Origin of the sequence: Halomicronema hongdechloris C2206 (genome assembly GCF_002075285.3) — a bacterium.
GTDB lineage: Bacteria > Cyanobacteriota > Cyanobacteriia > Phormidesmidales > Phormidesmidaceae > Halomicronema_B > Halomicronema_B hongdechloris.
Map to the genome: position 1 here is coordinate 2,087,584 of NZ_CP021983.2, position 20,173 is coordinate 2,107,756.

At 49.2% G+C, this 20,173-nt stretch carries 6 protein-coding genes; all 6 read right to left on the bottom strand.

Features of this window, described 5'->3' with window-relative positions:
* Nucleotides 1-39: 39 nt before the first annotated feature.
* The 6 genes from XM38_RS09495 to XM38_RS09520 are packed head-to-tail and all read right to left on the bottom strand — an operon-like array spanning nucleotide 40 to nucleotide 20,148.
* On the bottom strand, nucleotides 40-3,105 hold the full coding sequence (locus XM38_RS09495) for a type I polyketide synthase (RefSeq protein ID WP_080814330.1): 3,066 nt from the start codon (nucleotides 3,103-3,105) through the stop codon (nucleotides 40-42).
* The gene (locus XM38_RS09500; protein WP_080814328.1) at nucleotides 3,098-7,828 is read right to left on the bottom strand and encodes a type I polyketide synthase; all 4,731 of its coding nucleotides are present in this window, start codon (nucleotides 7,826-7,828) and stop codon (nucleotides 3,098-3,100) included. The genes XM38_RS09495 and XM38_RS09500 overlap by 8 nt, the downstream gene beginning before the upstream one ends.
* A gap of 23 nt (nucleotides 7,829-7,851) precedes the next feature.
* Nucleotides 7,852-11,793, bottom strand: coding sequence for a non-ribosomal peptide synthetase (locus XM38_RS09505; protein ID WP_088429646.1), 3,942 nt, complete (start codon nucleotides 11,791-11,793; stop codon nucleotides 7,852-7,854).
* A complete protein-coding gene (locus XM38_RS09510) occupies nucleotides 11,736-14,366 on the bottom strand; it encodes a non-ribosomal peptide synthetase (RefSeq protein WP_088429648.1) in 2,631 nt (876 codons plus the stop codon). Before XM38_RS09510 ends, XM38_RS09505 begins: the two co-directional genes overlap by 58 nt.
* Before the next feature lie 38 nt (nucleotides 14,367-14,404).
* Complete coding sequence (locus XM38_RS09515; RefSeq protein ID WP_080814321.1) at nucleotides 14,405-15,475, bottom strand: LLM class flavin-dependent oxidoreductase; 1,071 nt, start codon at nucleotides 15,473-15,475, stop codon at nucleotides 14,405-14,407.
* Between the two features lie 41 nt (nucleotides 15,476-15,516).
* Nucleotides 15,517-20,148, bottom strand: coding sequence for a type I polyketide synthase (locus tag XM38_RS09520; protein ID WP_080814319.1), 4,632 nt, complete (start codon nucleotides 20,146-20,148; stop codon nucleotides 15,517-15,519).
* Nucleotides 20,149-20,173: the final 25 nt, after the last annotated feature.

Consider the following 20,173-nt stretch of genomic DNA (forward strand, 5'->3'; position numbering starts at 1 on the left):
ATCGCGACTGCGTTGCTCTGGTGTAATCTAAACGTGAGATTATTCATGCAGATTGAGTAGGTCTAGCTGTTGGGATATAATTTCTAGCTGTTGAGTAATTAGTTGTTCTAAGCTATGTTTTTCTAATTTGGTTTCGGTGCCAGTTTCTTGGTTATTTATTTCTTCTGAATTGATAGATTGATTGGGTTCACCCCTAGACAACGACTCTGGTGGCTCTAATTCATTAGAAACTTCAAAAGCATTACCTGTTTTGTGGCTGCTATGCTTCAAGTCTAATGGAGCGGGATTGTTCTTTGATGGTGCAGATGGCGGTGGCAAATTGTTGGTTTTAGGAGACTCAATCCAATAGCGCTGGCGTTCAAATGGATAGGTGGGCAAATGGACACGATGGCGTTGTTCGTAGGCGTAAAATCCTGACCAGTCGATCGGTACACCAGCAAGCCAAAGATTTCCCAGGGTGTTGAGCAAGAATGCCATATCAGACTGTTGCTGATGGGGATGGCGGAGTGAAGCCAGAACTGACGGTGAAGGGGATGAATCTGCATCAGGCTGGACGGCTAACTGACTCAATGACCCTCCCGGACCCACTTCCAAAAGGATTCGCTCCGGTTCTTGCTGCAAGATTGCCATATTCTCAGCAAACCGCACAGGCTGGCACATATGCTTTGCCCAGTAAGCGGGAGCAGTCGCCTCGTCAGGTGTAATCCAAGTCCCTGTGACATTGGATAAGTAAGGGATTTTAGGCGGCTGGAGATTAAAGGTTTTTGTCAGCTCGATTAGGGGAGTGGCGATCGGTTCTAGCATTCTGGAATGAAAGGCATGAGAGGTTTGTAACCGGCAATAGGCGAAACCCTTTTCGGTTAAATGCTGAATTAATTCATCCACAGCGTCCGTAGAACCTGAAATAACACAGAGAGAGGGAGCTTGAATTGCCGCAAGGAATAGATTTTCCTTCAACAAAGGGGCTACTTCTGCCGCTGAAAGGGGAACAGCCAGCATCGCTCCCCCTGGCAATTCCTGAATCATCTGGGCTCTTTTTGTAACCAGGGTTAGGGCATCCTCTAGAGACATGACCCCAGCCAGGCAAGCGGCAACATATTCACCGATACTATAGCCCAGCATTACCTGAGGATAAATCCCCCACGACATCCACAATTGAGCTAATGCATATTCAATGATGAAGAGAATCGGTTGAGCCAGGAAGGTTTGATTTAATGTCTGGGTGGCGGTATCCGCCTGTCCTTCAGCACGAGCTAGCAGTTTACGGAAATCGAGGCGGGAATTAGGGGAATTGCGATCGATCTCCTCTTGCATATCAGGGTTGGTTCGGTCTTTGCCAGGATACAACACGTCGCGTAAATCCAGACCTAAAAGAGGCTGAAGAAAGTTGCAACACTGATCAACCTGGTTTCGAAACGTGGATTCGCCCTGATACAGGTGCCAAGCCATGTTGACATAGTGGGTGCCTAATCCGGGAAACAGAAACGCGACGGGACGTCCTCCCCGGGGTTGATGGTAAGTTAGGACTCGTTTGGCATCTTGAAATGCAGTAATGGCATCGTTAACATCGCGGCAGACAACGGCTCGACGATGGCTAAATGCTCGACGACCGAGTTGCAACGTATAAGCGACATCCGCCAGGTTGAGGTCAGGATTTTGTTGGAGATAATCCACGAAATTGGCAGTTGCCGTCTCTAGGGCAGTGCTTGTTTTGGCGGATATCACCAGGAGTTGCCAGGGGCGAGAGTTTCCAGAAGGCGCTTGCGGCGGCGCTTCTTCTAAAACCACATGGGCATTGGTTCCTCCAAGCCCAAAGGCGCTTACCCCTGCCCGTCTGGGGATTCCGTTGGTTTCCCAATCGGTCAGTTTGGTATTGACATAGAAAGGAGTGTTGGTAAAGTCTATTTCTGGATTAGGGTGTTCAAAGTGCAATGTGGGGGGAATCTGTTGATGCTTAAGGGCCAGTAATGTTTTAATCAAACCAGCAACACCGGCGGCTCGATCAAGGTGACTAATATTGGTTTTTACTGAACCGATCGCACATTGTGCCTGTTTGGTAAAGCCATCCCATCTTTCCTGATTCCTTCCGGCACAAAACACATTGTCCAGTGCCCTGATTTCAATCGGATCTCCCAAAGCGGTTCCGGTTCCGTGGGTTTCGATATACGTGATTGTTTCGGGAGCAAAGCCAGCGATCGCCTGGGCATCGGCAATCACTTCGGCTTGGCCGGTGACGCTGGATGCAGTAAAACTCACCTTCTCAAATCCATCGTTATTAATAGCTGAGCCCTTAATCACGGCATAAATTGAGTCACCATCTCCTAAAGCCTCTTCTAGTCTTTTAAGTACCACAACTCCCACCCCACTGCCGAACGGACAACCTTCGGCTTTGGCATCAAATGCCCGACAGTGACCATCTGAAGAAGCCATTCCACCCTCTTGATAGAAATAACCCTGCTTTTGTGGAACGGTGATTGAGACACCTCCAGCCAACGCCAGATCGCAGTCGTAGTTCAGTAATCCCCGACAAGCTAAGTGAATGGCAACAAGTGAGGTAGAACACGCGGTACTCACATTAACACTGGGTCCCTTCAAGTTAAGCTTGTAGGAAACCCGTGTGGCTAGGAAGTCTTGGATATTGCCAATGTTAATGGATAAAGACCCTACTGTTTGGATCGAGTCAGGATTGGGAATGAGATTGTTTAAGCAATAACTACTTGAGGCGCTTCCGGCATAAACCCCAATTAATCCTGCCTTTGAAGACTCATAGCCTGCATTCTCCAGGGCAGACCAGGCAGATTCCAAGAAAAACCGGTGCTGCGGGTCAGTGATTTTAGCTTCCCGCGGTGTAAATCCAAAGAACGAAGCATCAAACCATTCAATGTCGTCCAGCGCAAATCCCGCCTTGACATAGTTGGGGTCGTGTAACCAAGTTGGATCTACCCCTGAAGCCAGTAGCTCCTCATCGGAAAAGAATGAAATAGACTCCACGCCATTGCATAAATTTTGCCAAAACTGTTCAACACTCCTGGCTCCCGGAAACCGACCGGCTATGCCAATGATGGCTATGCCCTCCAAGGACGGATCGCGCTTCATCTCATCCATTCGGTTTTCTCCTCTGCTTCATCCGTTGTTGATTGTTTTGGATCGCAACTTGTTTCTGCTTTGCACGATCCTGAGCATGTTGGAATACAGGTCTTTTAGCAATTTCTTGGCTCAGGTGCTCTGCCAATGCGCTAATGGTTGGATACTCAAATAAGTCAGCGATCGGAAAGTCCTGATGGAGCCGATCTCGCATTTTGCTGCGGACTTGAACGGTTAAAAGCGAGTCTCCTCCCAGGTCTAAAAAGTTATCGTAGATGCCTACGAGTTCAACACCTAGTAACTCTTGCCAGATTTCAGCCAACGTTTGTTCTAGCTCATTGCGAGGCGCAACATAAGGGTTGTTCAACTCTGGTCGTGGATGCGTTGGCTTAGATAGATTAACCTTCTCTAGAGTCTCCAGAAAGTTAGAATCTTCTCCGGCATTTTCTTGTTCAATCTGAGTTAGAAAATCGCAAGTTGATACCACAACCTGAGGAATTGTTCTTCCTAAAAGGCGATCGAATACTTCGGCCCCCTCCTGGGGTAAAATTTTCTGCTGAAGTGTTTCGGCTCGCCATGCTTGCAGGTTAAAGGGCACTGTCGTGTCTACTGCCATCCCTACCTCTTGCCAAGCATCCCAGTTAATCGAAAAGACTGAGCGATGGGAAGAAGATAAGAAGTGATGATGGGCAAAAACATCTAAGAACGCATTGGCTGCACAATAGTCTACCTGTCCAAACCCGCCTTGGATGGAGGTAAGAGAAGAACAAAGCACTAAGAAATCGAGTGGAATATCCTTGAACACAGCTTCAAGAATCCGCGTTCCTTTAACTTTAGGAGCCAGAATTCTTTCTACCTCATCAGGTGTTTTTCGTTGAATCACACCTCCACCAGGAACACCAGCCGCATGGATCACGCCATTGATCTGCCCAAACTGAGCGCAGGACTGATCCACAACGGCTTGCATCTGTTCAAACTGAGTGACATCCGCACTAATGATTTGCACTTCAGAGCCCAGTGCTTCTAGTTCTAGTATGATTTGAATCTTGCAGCTAATCTTGTCTTGTTCGTCATGAGTGGTCAACCAGTGTTGCCACGCTTCCCGTGGAGGAAATGCCGAACGTCCAATCAGAATCAGTTTGGCTTGAACGGTTTTTGCCAGATGTTGAGCCAGTGTTAATCCAATGCCACCCAGTCCACCCGTAATCAGATAAACTCCACCAGGTTTTAACCGTACTGTCCTTGCTGGGGGGCGATCGAATCGCACGGGTTCAAACGCTTGCACCCAGCGCTGACGCCCCCGATAGGCAATCACTAGATCGGGTGATGGCGTTGTCAATTCTGCTAGAAGTTGTTCTGCCAAGTTTTCGACTTGCCAATGTTCTGGAATAGGAAACTCAACATCAATACTGCGGCAATGAAGATTTGGATATTCTCGGGAAATCACTCGAACAGGTCCAAGGACAGTCGCCTTTTCTGGGCAGAGCGGTTCACCCCCTGTAACCGATTGCATCTGATTTGAAATCACCGTGATTTGAACGTCATCGGTAATCGCCTGTTTTCCTAACGCCTGAGCTAGAAAAAGCAGGCTGTAAAACCCTAAATCCTGTAGTTTGTTAACTTGTTCAAAGCCTAAATTTGGAAAATTGTGCGAGGTAACAGTCCATGAATGAATGATCTTTGTTGGAAATTGATTGTGCTTTAAAAGGGCTTTGAATAAGACATGATAGTCTTCCTGTTGTTGAGGATTGAGGCTGTATTCTTTTTCGTTCCACTGGGTAAAGTGCGACCCAATGCTTACGGTGATAATCTCGTGGTTTTGCTGTTGCAAATTCGTTACAATCTGGGAACCTAAACCGCATTCATCCAAGAATACAAGAATACAGGATGATTGATGTAACTCATCTTGGTCCAATAAAACTGGAGGTAAAGCGGGTTTCCAGAAAGGAAGGTAAAACCAGTCTGCGATGTCCAGTTTTCTACTCTTTGATTTTTCTTTGAATGGCGCGGCAACACGCTGTGGCTGCTTTTGTAAATCAATCCAATACCGCTGGCGTTCAAAGGGATACGTAGGTAACGGGAGTCTATGGCGACGCTCATGAGCATAAAAAACAGCCCAGTCTACTTTGACGCCCATCAACCATAAACGACCGAGTGTTGTGAGCAAAACCGCAATATCTGACTTTTGCTCTTTGAGGTGACGAACCGAGGTAAGTGTCACCAATTCATCGGGTTGATGTTGCTTAGCAAAGGTACTGAGGGTGCGTCCTGGACCAACCTCTAATAATATTTGCTTGGGCTTGGTGAGAACTTCGCGAATTCCAGCACTAAAGCACACGGGTTGTCTGAGTTGCTGTGTCCAATAATGAGGATCGATCGCCTCGCTTGGTGTCATCCAAGTGCCGCTGAGATTGGATATAAACGGAATGGTAGGCGGATTCAGTTTCACGCCTTGGAGAGCTTGAGTAAAAGGTTGCAGAATCGGTTCCATCATTTCAGAGTGGAAGGCATGAGAGGTATGTAAACGGCGGCAACTTATGTTCTGTTCTTGCAATTTTTGTTGCAACTGCTCCACAGCCTCAGTCGGACCTGAAACCACACAAGAAGATGGTGCATTACTTCCAGCTAGGGAAAGGGCTGCTCCTAACAATGGTTGTATTTGTTGCTCAGAACATTGAACAGCTAGCATCGCACCGAGGGGACACTGCTGCATCAGTCGTCCGCGTGTGGCAACTAGCGCTAAGGCGTCTTCCAGGGAGAAAACACCAGCCAGACAAGCCGCGACATATTCGCCGATGCTGTGACCGATCATGGCGGTGGGATTCACGCCCCAAGACATCCACAATTTGGCAAAGGCATACTCAATGACAAATAAGGCAGGCTGGGCGTAGATAGTGTCGTTGAGGGAGAATTCAAAGTTCGGAGCTTGCAACTCAACGTTAGATTGGTCTCCTGATTCCTGATTCCTGACTCCTGGCTCCTCATCTGGATAGAGAACTTGTCGTAGATCTAAACCGAGATGAGGTTTAAGCAATTCGCAACAGCGATCGACTTGCTCAGTAAATGCCAGCTCGGTATGGTAGAGTTCCCGCGCCATATTGACATACTGGGTTCCCTGTCCCGGAAACATGAACACAAGGGAACGATGACCGAGTTCTTGATAATGAGACAAAACTTGTTGAGAATCAGGCGAGCTTAGGGCTTGTGTGGCGTCATTTGAGTTTTGACAAATTACCATGCGGCGATGCTCAAATCCTCGGCGCCCCACTTGCAGGGTATAGGCTACATCGGCAAGGTTACAATCAGGATGGTGCTGAAGGTAATTTACTAAGTTAACTGTAGCAGTGTCTAAAGCGGTACTGGTTTTGGCAGAGAGGAATAATAACTGCCAGGGACGAGAAGAGTCAGAAACTTCGATGGGAGGCGCTTCTTCCAGAATTACATGGGCATTAGTGCCACCAATTCCAAACGAACTAACACCAGCGCGACGAGGGGTACCGTTTGTTTTCCATTCAGCAAGTTGGGTATTGACGTAGAAAGGACTGGTGGCGAAATCAATTTTAGGATTGGGTTTCTCAAAGTGTAGGCTAGGCGGAATTTGCTTGTGTTCAAGGGCAAGAACGGTTTTGATCAGACCCGCCACTCCTGCTGCTGCATCCAAATGTCCAATATTGGTTTTAACAGAACCGATCGCACAGAATTGCTTCTGTTGCGTTTTTACCCGAAAGGCTTGGGTCAGAGCAGCGATTTCAATTGGATCGCCAAGAGAGGTTCCCGTCCCGTGAGCTTCGACATAGGTGATGGTATCCGGCTCAACTTCTGCGATCGCTTGAGCTTTCCGAATAACCTTTGCCTGACTATCGATACGAGGGGCTGTATAGCTGACCTTGAAAGAACCGTCGTTGTTGGTGGCTGAGCCTTTGATTACAGCGTGGATTGTGTCTCCATCAGCAAGGGCGTTTTTTAGTCGCTTCAACACGACAATTCCTACACCACTGCCTCTTACCGTTCCTTGGGCTTTGGCATCAAAGGCACGACAATGACCATCTGGAGAATTAATGCTACCTTCTTGATACAAGTAACCAGAGGATTCTGAAATGGAAACGCCTCCTGCCAATGCCAGATGGCATTCACCACCAAGCAAGCTACGACAAGCCATATGAACGGCAACTAGTGAGGTGGAGCAGGCGGTTTGAATATCGACACTTGTGCCCTCCAGGTTCAGCTTATAGGACACACGGGTCGTGAGAAAATCTTTGTCGTTGGAGATCACCAGTTGATAGGGATCGACAGAGGCTGCAAAGCTGCCTGCTGCATAACGCTTGAGCATGTAGCCGTTCAATCCTGTACCTGCATAAACTCCGATCGCTCCTCGATAGGTTTCAGCGTCATAGCCAGCCTGTTCAAGGGCTTCCCAGGCACACTCTAGAAACAGTCGATGTTGTGGGTCTGTAATTTCTGCTTCTTTAGCACTGAAGCCGAAAAACGAGGCATCAAATAATTCGATGTTCTCTAAAACGCCTGCTGCTCTGACATATTGAGGATGATCTAGCAACGCTGATTCAACTCCCAGAGCAATTAGTTCTTTATCATTAAAGAACGAAATTGATTCCACTCCATTTTTTTGGTTTTCCCAAAATTTTTCAATGGTATTTGCCTTGGGAAAGCGCCCACTCATGCCAATAATGGCTATTTCTAAGCCATTTGTCTGATTTTTCGTCACTAATGGGTTGATTCTACTCATTATTCTTTACATATGTGATTTGGTTATTCTTCTCTTTTTAATAGTTGATTAAGCAAATCTTTTTCCATGTTTATCTCCTTATCAATTTCTTTCATGGATTCGGAAGATGTCTCATCTTTTGTCTTGCTAAAATAATCTGCCAAGGAACTGATGGTTGGTAGCTTAAACATTTCTATTAACGAAATCTCCGATGAGAATAATTCACTAAGCTGACTATGGACCTGAACCATTAGTAAGGAATGACCACCAAGATCAAAGAAGTTATCGTGAATACCGATTTTTTCGACATTAAGAACCTTTCGCCAAATCGCAGCTATAGCCTGTTCAGTCTCGGTTCTTGGTATGACATAGGCAACTTTTAATTCTGGTCTGCCAGTCTCTGGCATAGGCAGGGATCGCCGATCGACCTTGCCATTAGGGGTCAATGGCAGCGCTTCGAGTTCCATAATGGTTGCAGGCACCATGTACTCGGGCAGCTTGCCTCGCAGGAAGCGACGCAACTCTGTGGTTGACAGCGCCGCTTCTGGACGGGGTACCGCATAGCCCACCAGCTGCTGGTCTCCGTGGTCACTGGTGCGAGCAATGATTACCGTTTGTGATACGGTCGGGTGCTGGGAGAGCACACTCTCAATCTCACCGATTTCAATGCGGAAGCCGCGTATCTTCACTTGGTGGTCGATTCGCCCCAGATACTCGAGAATGCCATCTGCTCGATATCTGACCAGGTCCCCGGTCTTGTATAGCCTTGTCCCGGGCTCCACACTGAAGGGATTGGGGATAAAGCACTCGGCTGTCAACTCCGGCCGCTGGTAATAGCCTCGGGCTAGCTGAACACCACCAATGTGCAATTCACCTGGCACCCCAATGGGAGTGGGTTGTCCGGCTTTGTCCAATACATACACCTGAGTGTTGGCAATGGGACGGCCAATCGGGACACTATTTTCAACCTGATGAGGATCACAGGCCCAAGCCGTCACATCAATTGCAGCCTCAGTAGGACCATACAGGTTGTGCAAATTAGCCTCAAGACGTTTAAAGTAGTGCTGATGAAGCTTCAGTGGAAGCGCTTCGCCACTACAAATGACATGCCTCAGGCTTTTACAGTATGACTCTAGCTGCAGCTCTTCTAGAAAGACTTGCAGCATAGATGGCACAAAGTGCAGGACACTTACCTGTTCTTGAGCAATGAACTTAGCCAAGTAATGACTATCTTGATGCCCACCGGGTTGAGCAACCGCTAAGGATGCCCCTGTCATCAGAGGCCAGAAAAACTCCCATACTGAGACATCAAAACTAAAGGGGGTCTTTTGTAGGACTCGGTCAGCTTGCGTCAGCTGATAGGTCTCTTGCATCCACTGCAAACGATTGCACACCCCTTGGTGAGTATTCATCGCTCCTTTTGGCTGTCCCGTCGAGCCAGAGGTGTAGATAACGTAACTGAGATGAGAGCTTGCAGTAGGTCTCGAGGGATTGGTGGCATCTGATGTCGCTATTGCTGCCCAGTTAGCCTCCAAGCATAAGCATAGGGTGTGAGTCCCATTAGGCAAGACATCTACGAGAGCCATGTGGGTAAGCACAAGGGGTACTTGAGCATCCTGCACCATGAAGGCTAGACGCTCATGGGGATAGGTTGGATCCAGAGGCACATAAGCGCCCCCCGCTTTCAGCACCCCTAACAGCGCAATCACCATCGCTACTGAGCGTTCGAGACAGACCCCCACCAAGGTTTCAGGTCCCACCCCCTGGCCCTGCAGGTAATGGGCCAGTTGATTGGCGCGACGATTCAACTCGTCATAGGTCAGGTGCTGCTGCTCAAACACCAGCGCCACTGCCTCCGGGGTACGCTCCACTTGCGCTTCAAATAACTCATGGAGACAAGCCTCTGGATACTCAGCCTCCGTCTGATTCCACTCCACCAGAAGACGCTGCCGCTCAGCAGAGGTCAACAGGGGTAGGTCACTAACCCGCTGCTCCGGCTGCCTCACCACCGCCGTTAACACCTGCTGCAGATGCGTGATGAGACGTGCCATGGTCGCCGCGGCAAATAAGTCGGTGTTGTACTCTAGCTGCCCTTGCAACCCCGCCTCACCCTCTTGCAGCGATAGAGTCAGGTCAAATTTGGCGCTTTCTGGAGCACTCTCGAGTACCTCCACCGCTACCCCTGGCAAGGCCAACGATTCCTGGGGCGCATTCTGCAGGATAAACATCACCTGAAACAGGGGGGAATGACTCAATGCCCGCTCCGGCTGCAGCAGTTCCACCACCTGCTCAAAGGGCATATCCTGATGGGCATAGGCCCCTAAGGTCACCTCCCGTACCCGCTGCAATACCTCCACAAAGGAGGGCTGCCCCGCCAAGGATGTGCGCAACACTAAGGTATTGACGAAAAAGCCAATCAACCCTTCCACTTCCCTACGGGTGCGGTTGGCAATGGGAGAGCCCACCACGATGTCCGCTTGGCCGCTGTAGCGACTCAACACCACTTGAAAGGCAGCCAGCAGTGTCATAAACAGGGTGCAGTTCTGCTGCCGACTCAACTGCTTCAATCCCTGGGTTAACTCTGGGGTAATTCCAAAGGCTTGAGTCGCTCCCCGGAAGGTCTGCACCGCCGGACGAGGATGGTCCGTGGGTAACTCAAGCACTTCCGGGGCACCTGCTAACTGCTGCTGCCAGTACTGCCGCTGTTGCTCTAGCACCTCACCGTGGAGCCACTGCCGCTGCCAAGCCGCATAGTCTAGATACTGAACCGGTAGGGGGGATAAGGAAGGGGCATGACCTGTGACAATAGCCCCATAGAGCTGAGCCACTTCTCTGACTAAAATGCCCATTGACCAGCCATCGGAGACGATGTGGTGCATGGCAAACACCAGCACCTGCTCCTGCTGGGAACATTGCAGCAGGACGACGCGAAGCAAGGGGGGCTGGTCGAGGGAAAAAGGCTGATGGGTGATGCTCCCAGTCAGCTGTTGGACCCCTTGCTCCTGCCCTTGGGCTGTTAGGTCTTGCAGGTCGATGACCGCCAGGGGCACCTCTACAGTGGGATGGAGATCTACGGCAGGATGGCCCTCTTGGCTGACAAACCCGAGGCGCAGGGCCTCATGACGCTGCAGGAGAATCTGGAGACTGGCCTGGAGGGCGTCAATGTCAAGGGAACCGTGTAGTCGCAGGGCACTCGACAGGTGATAGAAGGGACTTTCTGGTTCGAGTTGGGCCAAAAACCACAGCCGTTGTTGGGCAAAGGAGAGGGGTAAGGGGCCGCTGCGCTCGATAGTGGTTATGGGAGGACTGGTGAGGCCCTGTTCCTCATGGAGGGCAGCTTCAATGACAGGCGCTAACTCAGCAATGGTGGGATGCTCAAAGAGGCGACGCAGGGGCACCTCTACGGCAAAGGCGTGACGCACGTGCGACATCACCCGGGTTGCCAGCAGGGAATGGCCGCCTAACTCAAAGAAGTTGCTCTGGATGCTGACGGTCTCTAGCTTCAGCACGTCTGCCCAAATGCTCACGAGCATCGCTTCGATGGGGGTGCGAGCTGCAACCGTTGCTGAAGTGTCTAGGTGCTGATACTCGGGGGCTGGTAGGGCTTTGCGGTCGACTTTGCCATTGGGGGTGAGGGGCAATTCCTTCAGCAGAACCATGGCTGCAGGCACCATGTAGTCGGGAAGCTGCTCTTGCAGGTAACGCCGTAACGCTGAGGGGGAGAGACTGGCAGTGGCAGGGACGACATAGCCCACTAACTGTGGCTCGCCTGAGGCATTCTGGTGAGCGACCACCACGGCTTGTGAGACAGATGAATGGCGCAGCAGCACCGTTTCAATTTCACCTAGTTCAATGCGGAAGCCCCGCAGCTTCACTTGATGGTCGAGGCGACCCAGGTATTCCAGGCTGCCATCGCGGCAATACTTGACTAAGTCCCCAGTCTTGTACAGACGGGCCCCAGGTGTGGGGCTAAAGGGATTGGGCACAAGCGTTCTGCTGTTAACTCGGGGCGCTGGTAATAGCCTCGGGCTAGCCCCATGCCACCAATGTGCAGTTCACCTGGCACCCCAATGGGAGTGGGTTGTCCGGCTTTATCCAGCACATATAGCTGAGTGTTGGCAATGGGCTGGCCTAAGGGCACTGTCTCACACTCAGCCCTCAGTTCACTCACCGCAGACCAAATCGTCGTCTCGGTCGGTCCATACAGGTTCCAGACCCCTGCACTGCGAGCGTACAACTGATGGGCTAACTCCAATGGCAAGGCGTCCCCGCCACAGAACACTAGCAATGCAGATGACCCGGACCACTCCGTTGACATCAGCATCTGCCAGGTGGCTGGAGTCGCTTGCAGCACTGTCGCGTCAAATTGCTCTAGTCGCCGAGCCAAATGATGAGCATCACAGGCGACCTCTCGACTCACCACCTCCAATCGAGCTCCTTGAAGGAGTGGCAGGTATAACTCCAAGGCTGCAATGTCAAAAGCGACGGTTGTGACTGAGACCAGTCGGTCCTCAGCCCTGAGCCCTGGATACTCAGCCATGCTATATAGGAAGTTGCTCAACGCCTGATGGGGAATCTGGACGCCTTTGGGGGCTCCGGTGGACCCTGAGGTGTAGATCACATAGCTGAGCTGCTCGAGTGCGGTAACTGGAGCAGGAGGATAGCTGGGGCTCTCAGCAATGCAGTCCCAATCGGTGTCTAGGCACAGAGGGGAAACTGAGGTGGGTAGCACGCCAACGTGAGCTGCTTGCGTTAGCAAACAACGGGCCTGTGCGTCTTCTAGGATATAGGCCAGTCGCTCTTGAGGGTGGCTCGGATCCAGAGGCACATACGCACCCCCCGCTTTCAGCACCCCTAGCAGTGCAATCACCATCGCCACCGAGCGCTCTAGACATACCCCTACTAAGGTTTCAGGTCCCACGCCTTGGCCCTGCAGGTAATGGGCCAATTGATTGGCCCGACGATTCAACTCGTCATAGGTCAGGTGCTGCTGCTCAAACACTAGCGCCACTGCCTCCGGGCTGCGCTCCACTTGCGCTTCAAATAACTCATGGAGGCAAGCCTCTGAATACTCAGCCTCCGTCTGATTCCAGTCAACTAAAATATGCCGTTGTTCTTGTTCGCTAAAGAGGGAAAGCTCTGATATAGGTAATTTATAGTCAGTAACAACAGACGCTAATAAATTTTGGAAATGTGAAGTTAGGTCAGCAATAGTAATTTCATTAAATAAATCTAGACTGTACTCTACTTGTCCTCGAATTGCTTGATCGACTTCAGACAAATTAAAACGTAATTCAAATTTTGTTGTTTCGCTTTCTATTGGAAAAGTCTCTAAGTTCAAGCCAGACAGCCTTAGTTCATCTACAGAAGCAAGCTGAAAATCAAACTTGACTTGAAATAGTGGATTGACTCGACTGAGATCTCGTTCGGGCTTTAAATACTCAACTAATCTTTCAAAAGGCAGATCTTGATGAGCATAAGCTTCTAGTGTTACTTCACGAACTTTTTGTACTACCTCTTGAAAGGTAAAACTGCTGTTCAGCTTTGTTCGTAGCACTAATGTATTTACTAAGAGGCCAATTAATCCCTCAGTTTCGATCTGGTTTCGATTAGCAATATCAGTGCCTATAACAATGTCTTCTTGATTGGAATATTTATAAAGTAAGATCTTAAATGTTGTCAATAGTAAGACAAACAAGCTTATCCCTTCTTGGGCACTCAGTTGCTTCAACGCTGCAGTAAGCGGTCTTGACAATGTAATAGGATATCGACCTCCACGAAATGTTGGTGTAGTTGGTCGAGACTTATCCGTCGGAAGTTCTAGCATCGACATATCAGCAAGCTGCTGGTGCCAATAGCTCAGCTGTTTTTCTAATCTCTCTCTCTGTAGCCATTGCCGTTGCCAGAGTGCCCAATCCGCATATTGAATTGGCAAATCAAGCAGGGGAGACGGTTCACCTTTTGAAAACGCTTCATAGAGGGCCTTAAATTCTCGTGTTAGGATGCCCAAAGACCAGCGATCAGCAATAATATGATGAAGTGTTAGTAGCAACACATGATCTGTCTCACCTAGACGCAGAAGAGCAAGCCTCGAGGATGATTGAGAAAGATCAAAAGGCAGCTGTGAAATTTGTCTAACTAAATCTTGAGATTCTGAAGTTAGCTGAGGTACTTGAGTCAGATCAAAAACAGGCAATCTCACAGAAGTTGACTCAATAACCTGCATGGGGTTTCCTTCATCGTCGCTTATAAAGCGAGTTCGCAAGGTTTCATGGCGCCTGAATAGCTCATGAAAAACTCGATACAGTATTGCTATTTTAAGCTCACCCCGAAGACGTAGTGCTAAAGGAATATTGTAGGCTGTGTTCGATGGATCGAGTTGCTGAATGAACCATAATCTTTGTTGAGCAAAGGATAAAGGTGGATTATCTGAGCCTTCTCGCTTAGGAATTATCTGAGACTCGGAATACTGCAATTGCTTTTGCTTTAGCCGAAGCTCAAGCAACTTCCTTTGCTTGGGTGATAGGGTGGCAATTTGTTGAGAAAGATCTTCTGACATGACTAGATCCAAATTTGACTATTTCTCTTTGAATTATCTTAGTAAGTCTCAGCCATTCGTCTGGTTGGACTCTGAAAATTATCTTTTAGTTCTTTAAGGTGTGGCAACCCACTCATGACTGCATCAACATCAGGATTGAAATCAATTAGGCAAGCTGCTTCATCGACTCCAGCTTGCTCAAGCCGCTTAACCATTGTTGCGCAGGTTTCTTGTGAGCCGATCAGGGTTCTTCCTTTCAGCCATCCTTCGTAGGCAAACGACAACAAGCTGTTGATGTCGTCATCTGAAAACTCTTTCAAGCTGATATTAACATTAAGCCCTTTTGCCAACTGTTCTAGCAATCCAAGGTGGGTCTTTAGATAGCTATAAAAAGGCTGCCTAACCTGCTCCTTAACCGTGTCAAAATCGTCTCCAACAAAGGTGTGTAGCATCATCGCTACTTTTTTGGCGTGGGGATCATGTCCATGTTCAGCTAAAGTTTGACGATAGCCCTGTATTTGCGCAGCCACTTCTTCTAAGTTTCCGCTTAGGAGAGAAGTCAACACATTGGCCCCCACTTCACCAGCCTTGAGGAAGGTGTTAGTCGATTGACAAACGATCCAAGTCGGGAGTTCGGGTTGAAGGGGCTTGGGAAATGTTTTCAGCTGGAAAGCCTTCCCTTCTGGATCTAACAGCTCTATAGGTTCCCCAGCCCATAGCTTTTGCAATGCGCTGATACCATTCCACATCGTATCTTTGCGATTCCCATAGCTTTCGTTAGACAAGACAAAGTCATCTAGGGTCCAGCCCGAGGCAAAGGCAAGGTCAACCCTACCCTGAGACAGATTGTCCACGACGGCCCATTCTTCAGCCACCCGAGCCGGATTATGCAACGGCATCACAACACTGCCTGCTCTGAGTCTGACCCGCTCTGTGATCATGGCCAGGGCCGCACTGGTGAGTGAGGGATTGGGATAGAGCCCACCAAAAGGATGAAAGTGGCGCTCTGGCGTCCATAGGGCAGAGAAGTGATGCAGTTCTGCAAATTTTGCACTTTCGAGCAATAGCCGATATTTGTCAGGCTGATCAGTTGACCCGTCACCAGAGAAATAAAATAAGCTGAAATCCATGGAAAGCTCCCAGTTGTTCTATAGTTTGCGATCTAGCTAGATTACAGTTCCTGAGCCAGTGCTTGATCGATCTCCTCTGGAGACAAATTCTGAATCTCTTCAACAAACGCCGCGATTTCGTGTTCCGTCTCCAGGTGCGACTGTTGTTCGCTAATGATGGTGGCTAGTCCTGCAACGGTCGGTGCATCGAACAAAATAGCCTTTAACGGCAGATCGACCTGGAATATCTCTCGTAAGCGAGAGGTCACCTGTACAGCCAGCAGAGAATGGCCCCCCAGCTCAAAGAAATTATCATGAATACCGACCTGCTCGATGCCAATTAGGGTTTGCCAGATGTGAGCGATCGCAACTTCTACATCATTCTGAGGAGCCACATAAGTACTCTGAACATTAGGCCTAGCATGCTGTTTAAGCACCTCTAGGCTTTTCTTAGGTTCAAGTTTAATCGATTGATCAAATCGTTGCTGCAAGTCTCCAGTAGAAGCGACAACTTGACCAGCATCAACCCTAGCTAATACCCGTAGAAAAGCTTCCCAGACTTCCCCTGGTGTCATCGCCAATTCAGTTGACAAATCAGGAAGCGATTCACTTTGAGATTCTGTTTTTCGCCCAGTGTGAAACGCTTGACGATTGACGCTTAACCAGGGAATCTCTTTTTGCATCTGATTCTGTTGATGGATAATAGCATCCATACTTAGATAAGCTGCAGCATAGTTAGCTAGTCCTAAACCTCCTAAAACACAAGACATTGAAGACTGTAAGAGACAGAAGTCTAGTGAAATTCCTTGTAAGGCATTGCATAGACTCGATAAGCTATAAATCTTCTGAAAGTGTTGTTCACAATCGGTTAGATCTATTTCTTCAATGGCAGACACTGCTTTTTCGGCTGTAATTTCGGGAAGATATAGAACACCATGAATCTTGCCAAAGTGTTCCAGAACTTGATGAATTGCTGCCTGAATTTGATCGGTTTGAGTATCATTGAATTCGATCAGAAATACCTCAGCTTTATCCTCTAATACCTGTAACTGACGAATAATATCACTCGTCTGATCTGAACCATCATGGGTATCTAACCAAGCTTGCCAACTCTCTCGATGTGGAAGTCCCAGATGACCAATGAATGCAATCTTTGCCTTAGTTTTTTCTATTAGAGATTGAGCAAAGGACAATCCCATACCATCAACAAGATCACCAACTAGTAAATAAATTCCATTTTGTCTTAATCGTGGGTGAATCTTCTGTGTAGCAGGTAAACGGATTGGTTCGAAGGTTTGAGTCCAGCGATGATTCCCTCGATAGGCAATCACCGGATGAGTCGAGGATGTTGTGCATTCCGCTAGTAATTGCTCTATTAGAGTATCAATGTATGCCGACTTAGGTACCTGAATATCAATACTGCGGCAAGTAAGCTGCGGATACTCTTGAGGGATGACTTTACATGGTCCTAAGACAGTGGCCTTTGCTGGAATTAAGGATTCTCCTCCAGTGACCTCATATATCTGATCGGTCACAACATATATCTCGAGAGGATTGGTTAGCTGTTGAGCAATTGCCCGCGTGAGAAATAGGAGACTGTAAAAACCCCGCTTTTGGTAGGGCTGAAATTCTTGAGCTGAAGACGGTAACGGTGTTTCGGATTCAGCCGTCACTCCCCATAGATGAACGATTTTCTCCGGAATTTGGTCCGAAGCTTTTAGGGCTTGAATTAGAGCGTCGTAACTCTGTTGCTCCTGGGGATTAATTTCATAGCAGATGGAACTCAATTGCGAAAACTGCTTACCTAAGGAGACCGTAATAACCGAGTGACCCAACTGATTTAAGCGGTTCGCTAGTCCATCTCCAATACCACAGGTATCTGTCAATAACAACCAGTGATGGGGCTGGTTGACATCTGGTTTGGGTAGCAATGTTCGCTGCCAGGTTGGCAAATAAAACCAATCTGCCGGATCAGGTTTGCGCTTTAGTTCGGACAAATGAGGCTGAGAAGATTCTGCCGATCCCTGAGGTGGATCGATCCAATAGCGCTTACGCTCAAAGGGATAGGTTGGCAACAGTACCCGTCGCCGCGATTCGTGGGCTGTAAATCCGCTCCAGTTCGCTGGCACCCCTGCTAGCCAGAGGCGACCTAAGGTGGTTAAAATCCCTGCTTGATCAGAGGTAGTGTCCTGAGGATGTCGTAACGACGTTAGCACTAAAGCCTCTGTCGTTTGTTGCTTTGCGAACGTACTCAAGGTTCTGCCAGGACCCACCTCCAGGAAAATGTACTTGGGCTCCTGTAGTAGAGTTGCCATTCCCGCAGCAAACTGCACCGGTTGACGCAGATGATTAGCCCAGTAGCTCGGATTGGTGGCTTTTGCTGCTGTCAACCAGGTGCCCGTAAGGTTAGAAACTACGGGAATTTGGGGAGGATTGAGGGAGAGGCTCTGCAGCTGCGCCATGAAAGGCCTGAGTACAGGCTCCATCATGGATGAATGGAAGGCATGGGAGGTATGCAGTCGACGACTCTTAATACCATGGTCTGATAAACGCTGCTGCAACGCTTCGATGGCGGCGTCAGACCCTGACACCACTGATAAAGCAGGGGCATTGAGACTGGCAAGAGAGAGCTGATCACTGAGCCAAGGATGAATCTCTGCTCCAGATAGTGGCACCGAGAGCATAGCACCGGCAGGCATTTGCTGCATCAAGCGTCCCCGGGCTGCAACTAGAGTCAGTGCATCTTCTAGGGAAAAGATTCCAGCTAAACAGGCCGCAACATATTCACCAATGCTGTGGCCGATCATGGCCTCTGGCCGAATTCCCCAACTCATCCACAGTTGAGCCAGAGCATATTCCACGACAAATAGAGCCGGTTGCGCGATCGCTGTCTGCCGTAGTTGAGCCGCAGCATCGTCCTTTGGACTATCGCCATAGAGTACCTGGCGTAGATCTAGACCGAGATGGGGGTGCAGTAACTCGCAACATCCATCCACCTGCTCTCGGAACACGGGTTCATGCTCGTAGAGCTCTCGTCCCATGTGGAGATATTGGGCCCCCTGACCAGAGAACATAAACACAATTGGCTGATGCTCATCGTCACTGAGCTGGGTCAGAACCGATGGCGACGTGGGATCACCTAAGGCTTGGACTGCTGTCTCAAGGTTTCGACAGACCACAAGGCGACGATGCTCAAATGGGCGCCGCCCCACCTGAAGGGTATAGGCGACATCTGCCAGGTTCGCATCAGGATGCTGTTGGAGATAATCCGCCAACTGAGTTGTGGCAGTTTCTAAAGCCGTGGGTGTTTTGGCTGACAGTGGTAAGATTTGCCAGGGTCGAGACGCCCCGGAGGGAGGGAGAGCTGGGGCCTCTTCCAACACAACATGGGCATTGGTGCCACCGATGCCAAAGGAACTAATTCCAGCCCGCCGTGGAGTGCCATTGGCTGCCCACGGCTGTAGGCGAGTATTGACATAGAAGGGACTGGCCTCAAAGTCAATTTGGGGATTTGGTTGCTCAAAATGAAGACTCGGGGGAATCTGTCGATGTTGGAGGGCTAGAACTGTTTTAATCAACCCAGCCACGCCGGCAGCGGTATCTAAGTGGCCAATGTTGGTTTTCACAGATCCAATGGCGCAGAAGCCACAGCGATCTGTGCCAGTGCGGAATGCCTGGGTCAGTGCCGCCAGCTCAATGGGGTCGCCAAGGGAAGTCCCAGTACCATGAGCTTCAATGTAGCTGATGGTATCAGGATTGACTTCAGCTACCGCCAGGGCCTCAGAGATAACAGCGGCTTGACCATCAATGCTGGGGGCAGTGTAGCCGATTTTCTGCGCCCCATCGTTATTAATGGCAGAGCCTTTGATCACGGCTAAGATGCGATCGCCCTCTGTTAATGCATCCTCCAAACGCTTGAGGGCCACTACTCCAACACCATTGCCAAATACTGTACCTTTGGCATTGGCATCAAAGGCTCGACAGTGACCATCGGCAGACGCAATCCCACCCTCTTGATAAAGGTAACCGGTTTTCTGGGGCACTTTGATGGTAACGCCACCTGCGATCGCTAGATCACTCTCACCGTTAAGCAGACTTTGACAGGCTAAGTGCACAGCAACCAACGAGGTAGAGCAGGCCGTCTGAATCGTTAGGCTCGGCCCCTTAAGATTTAATTTATAAGAAATGCTAGTAGATAGATAGTCTTTATCATTGCGGGTCAGTACTTCTAGCCCAGCCGCAGATTCTAACCACTGACGGTTGGGATATAGATTATTGAGAGAATAGGTGCTGAGGCCGGCTCCGGTGAATAGGCCAATTGGACCTGAGTACTGCTCCGGGTCATAGCCGGCTTGCTCAAGTGCTTCCCAGACACATTCAATTAAGAGGCGTTGCTGGGGATCGGCAATCTCGGCCTCCCTAGGGGTAAAACCAAAGAAATCAGCATCGAACTTGTCAATGTCATCCAGCAGAGTTCCTGCTTTGACATAGTGGGGATCGTTGAGCATGTTATCGTCAACCCCTGCAGCCAATAATTCTTCATCTGCAAAGAAAGAGATTGATTCAATTCCCCCCTGCAAATTTCGCCACAGTTGCTCAGCATTGTTGGCTCTGGGAAAACAACCTGACATGGCAATGATGGCAATTTCATCTTTCGGAGATATATTTTTGTTTATCTGCAAATCAGTTGCCATTATTAATTCCTAGTCTCTACTTTAA

Coding starts and splice junctions, on each gene's coding strand:
- XM38_RS09495 (WP_080814330.1), bottom strand. CDS start 3,105: ATGGATGAGATGAAGCGCGATCCGTCCTTGGAGGGCATAGCCATCATT.
- XM38_RS09500 (WP_080814328.1), bottom strand. CDS start 7,828: ATGAGTAGAATCAACCCATTAGTGACGAAAAATCAGACAAATGGCTTA.
- XM38_RS09510 (WP_088429648.1), bottom strand. CDS start 14,366: ATGTCAGAAGATCTTTCTCAACAAATTGCCACCCTATCACCCAAGCAA.
- XM38_RS09515 (WP_080814321.1), bottom strand. CDS start 15,475: ATGGATTTCAGCTTATTTTATTTCTCTGGTGACGGGTCAACTGATCAG.
- XM38_RS09520 (WP_080814319.1), bottom strand. CDS start 20,148: ATGGCAACTGATTTGCAGATAAACAAAAATATATCTCCGAAAGATGAA.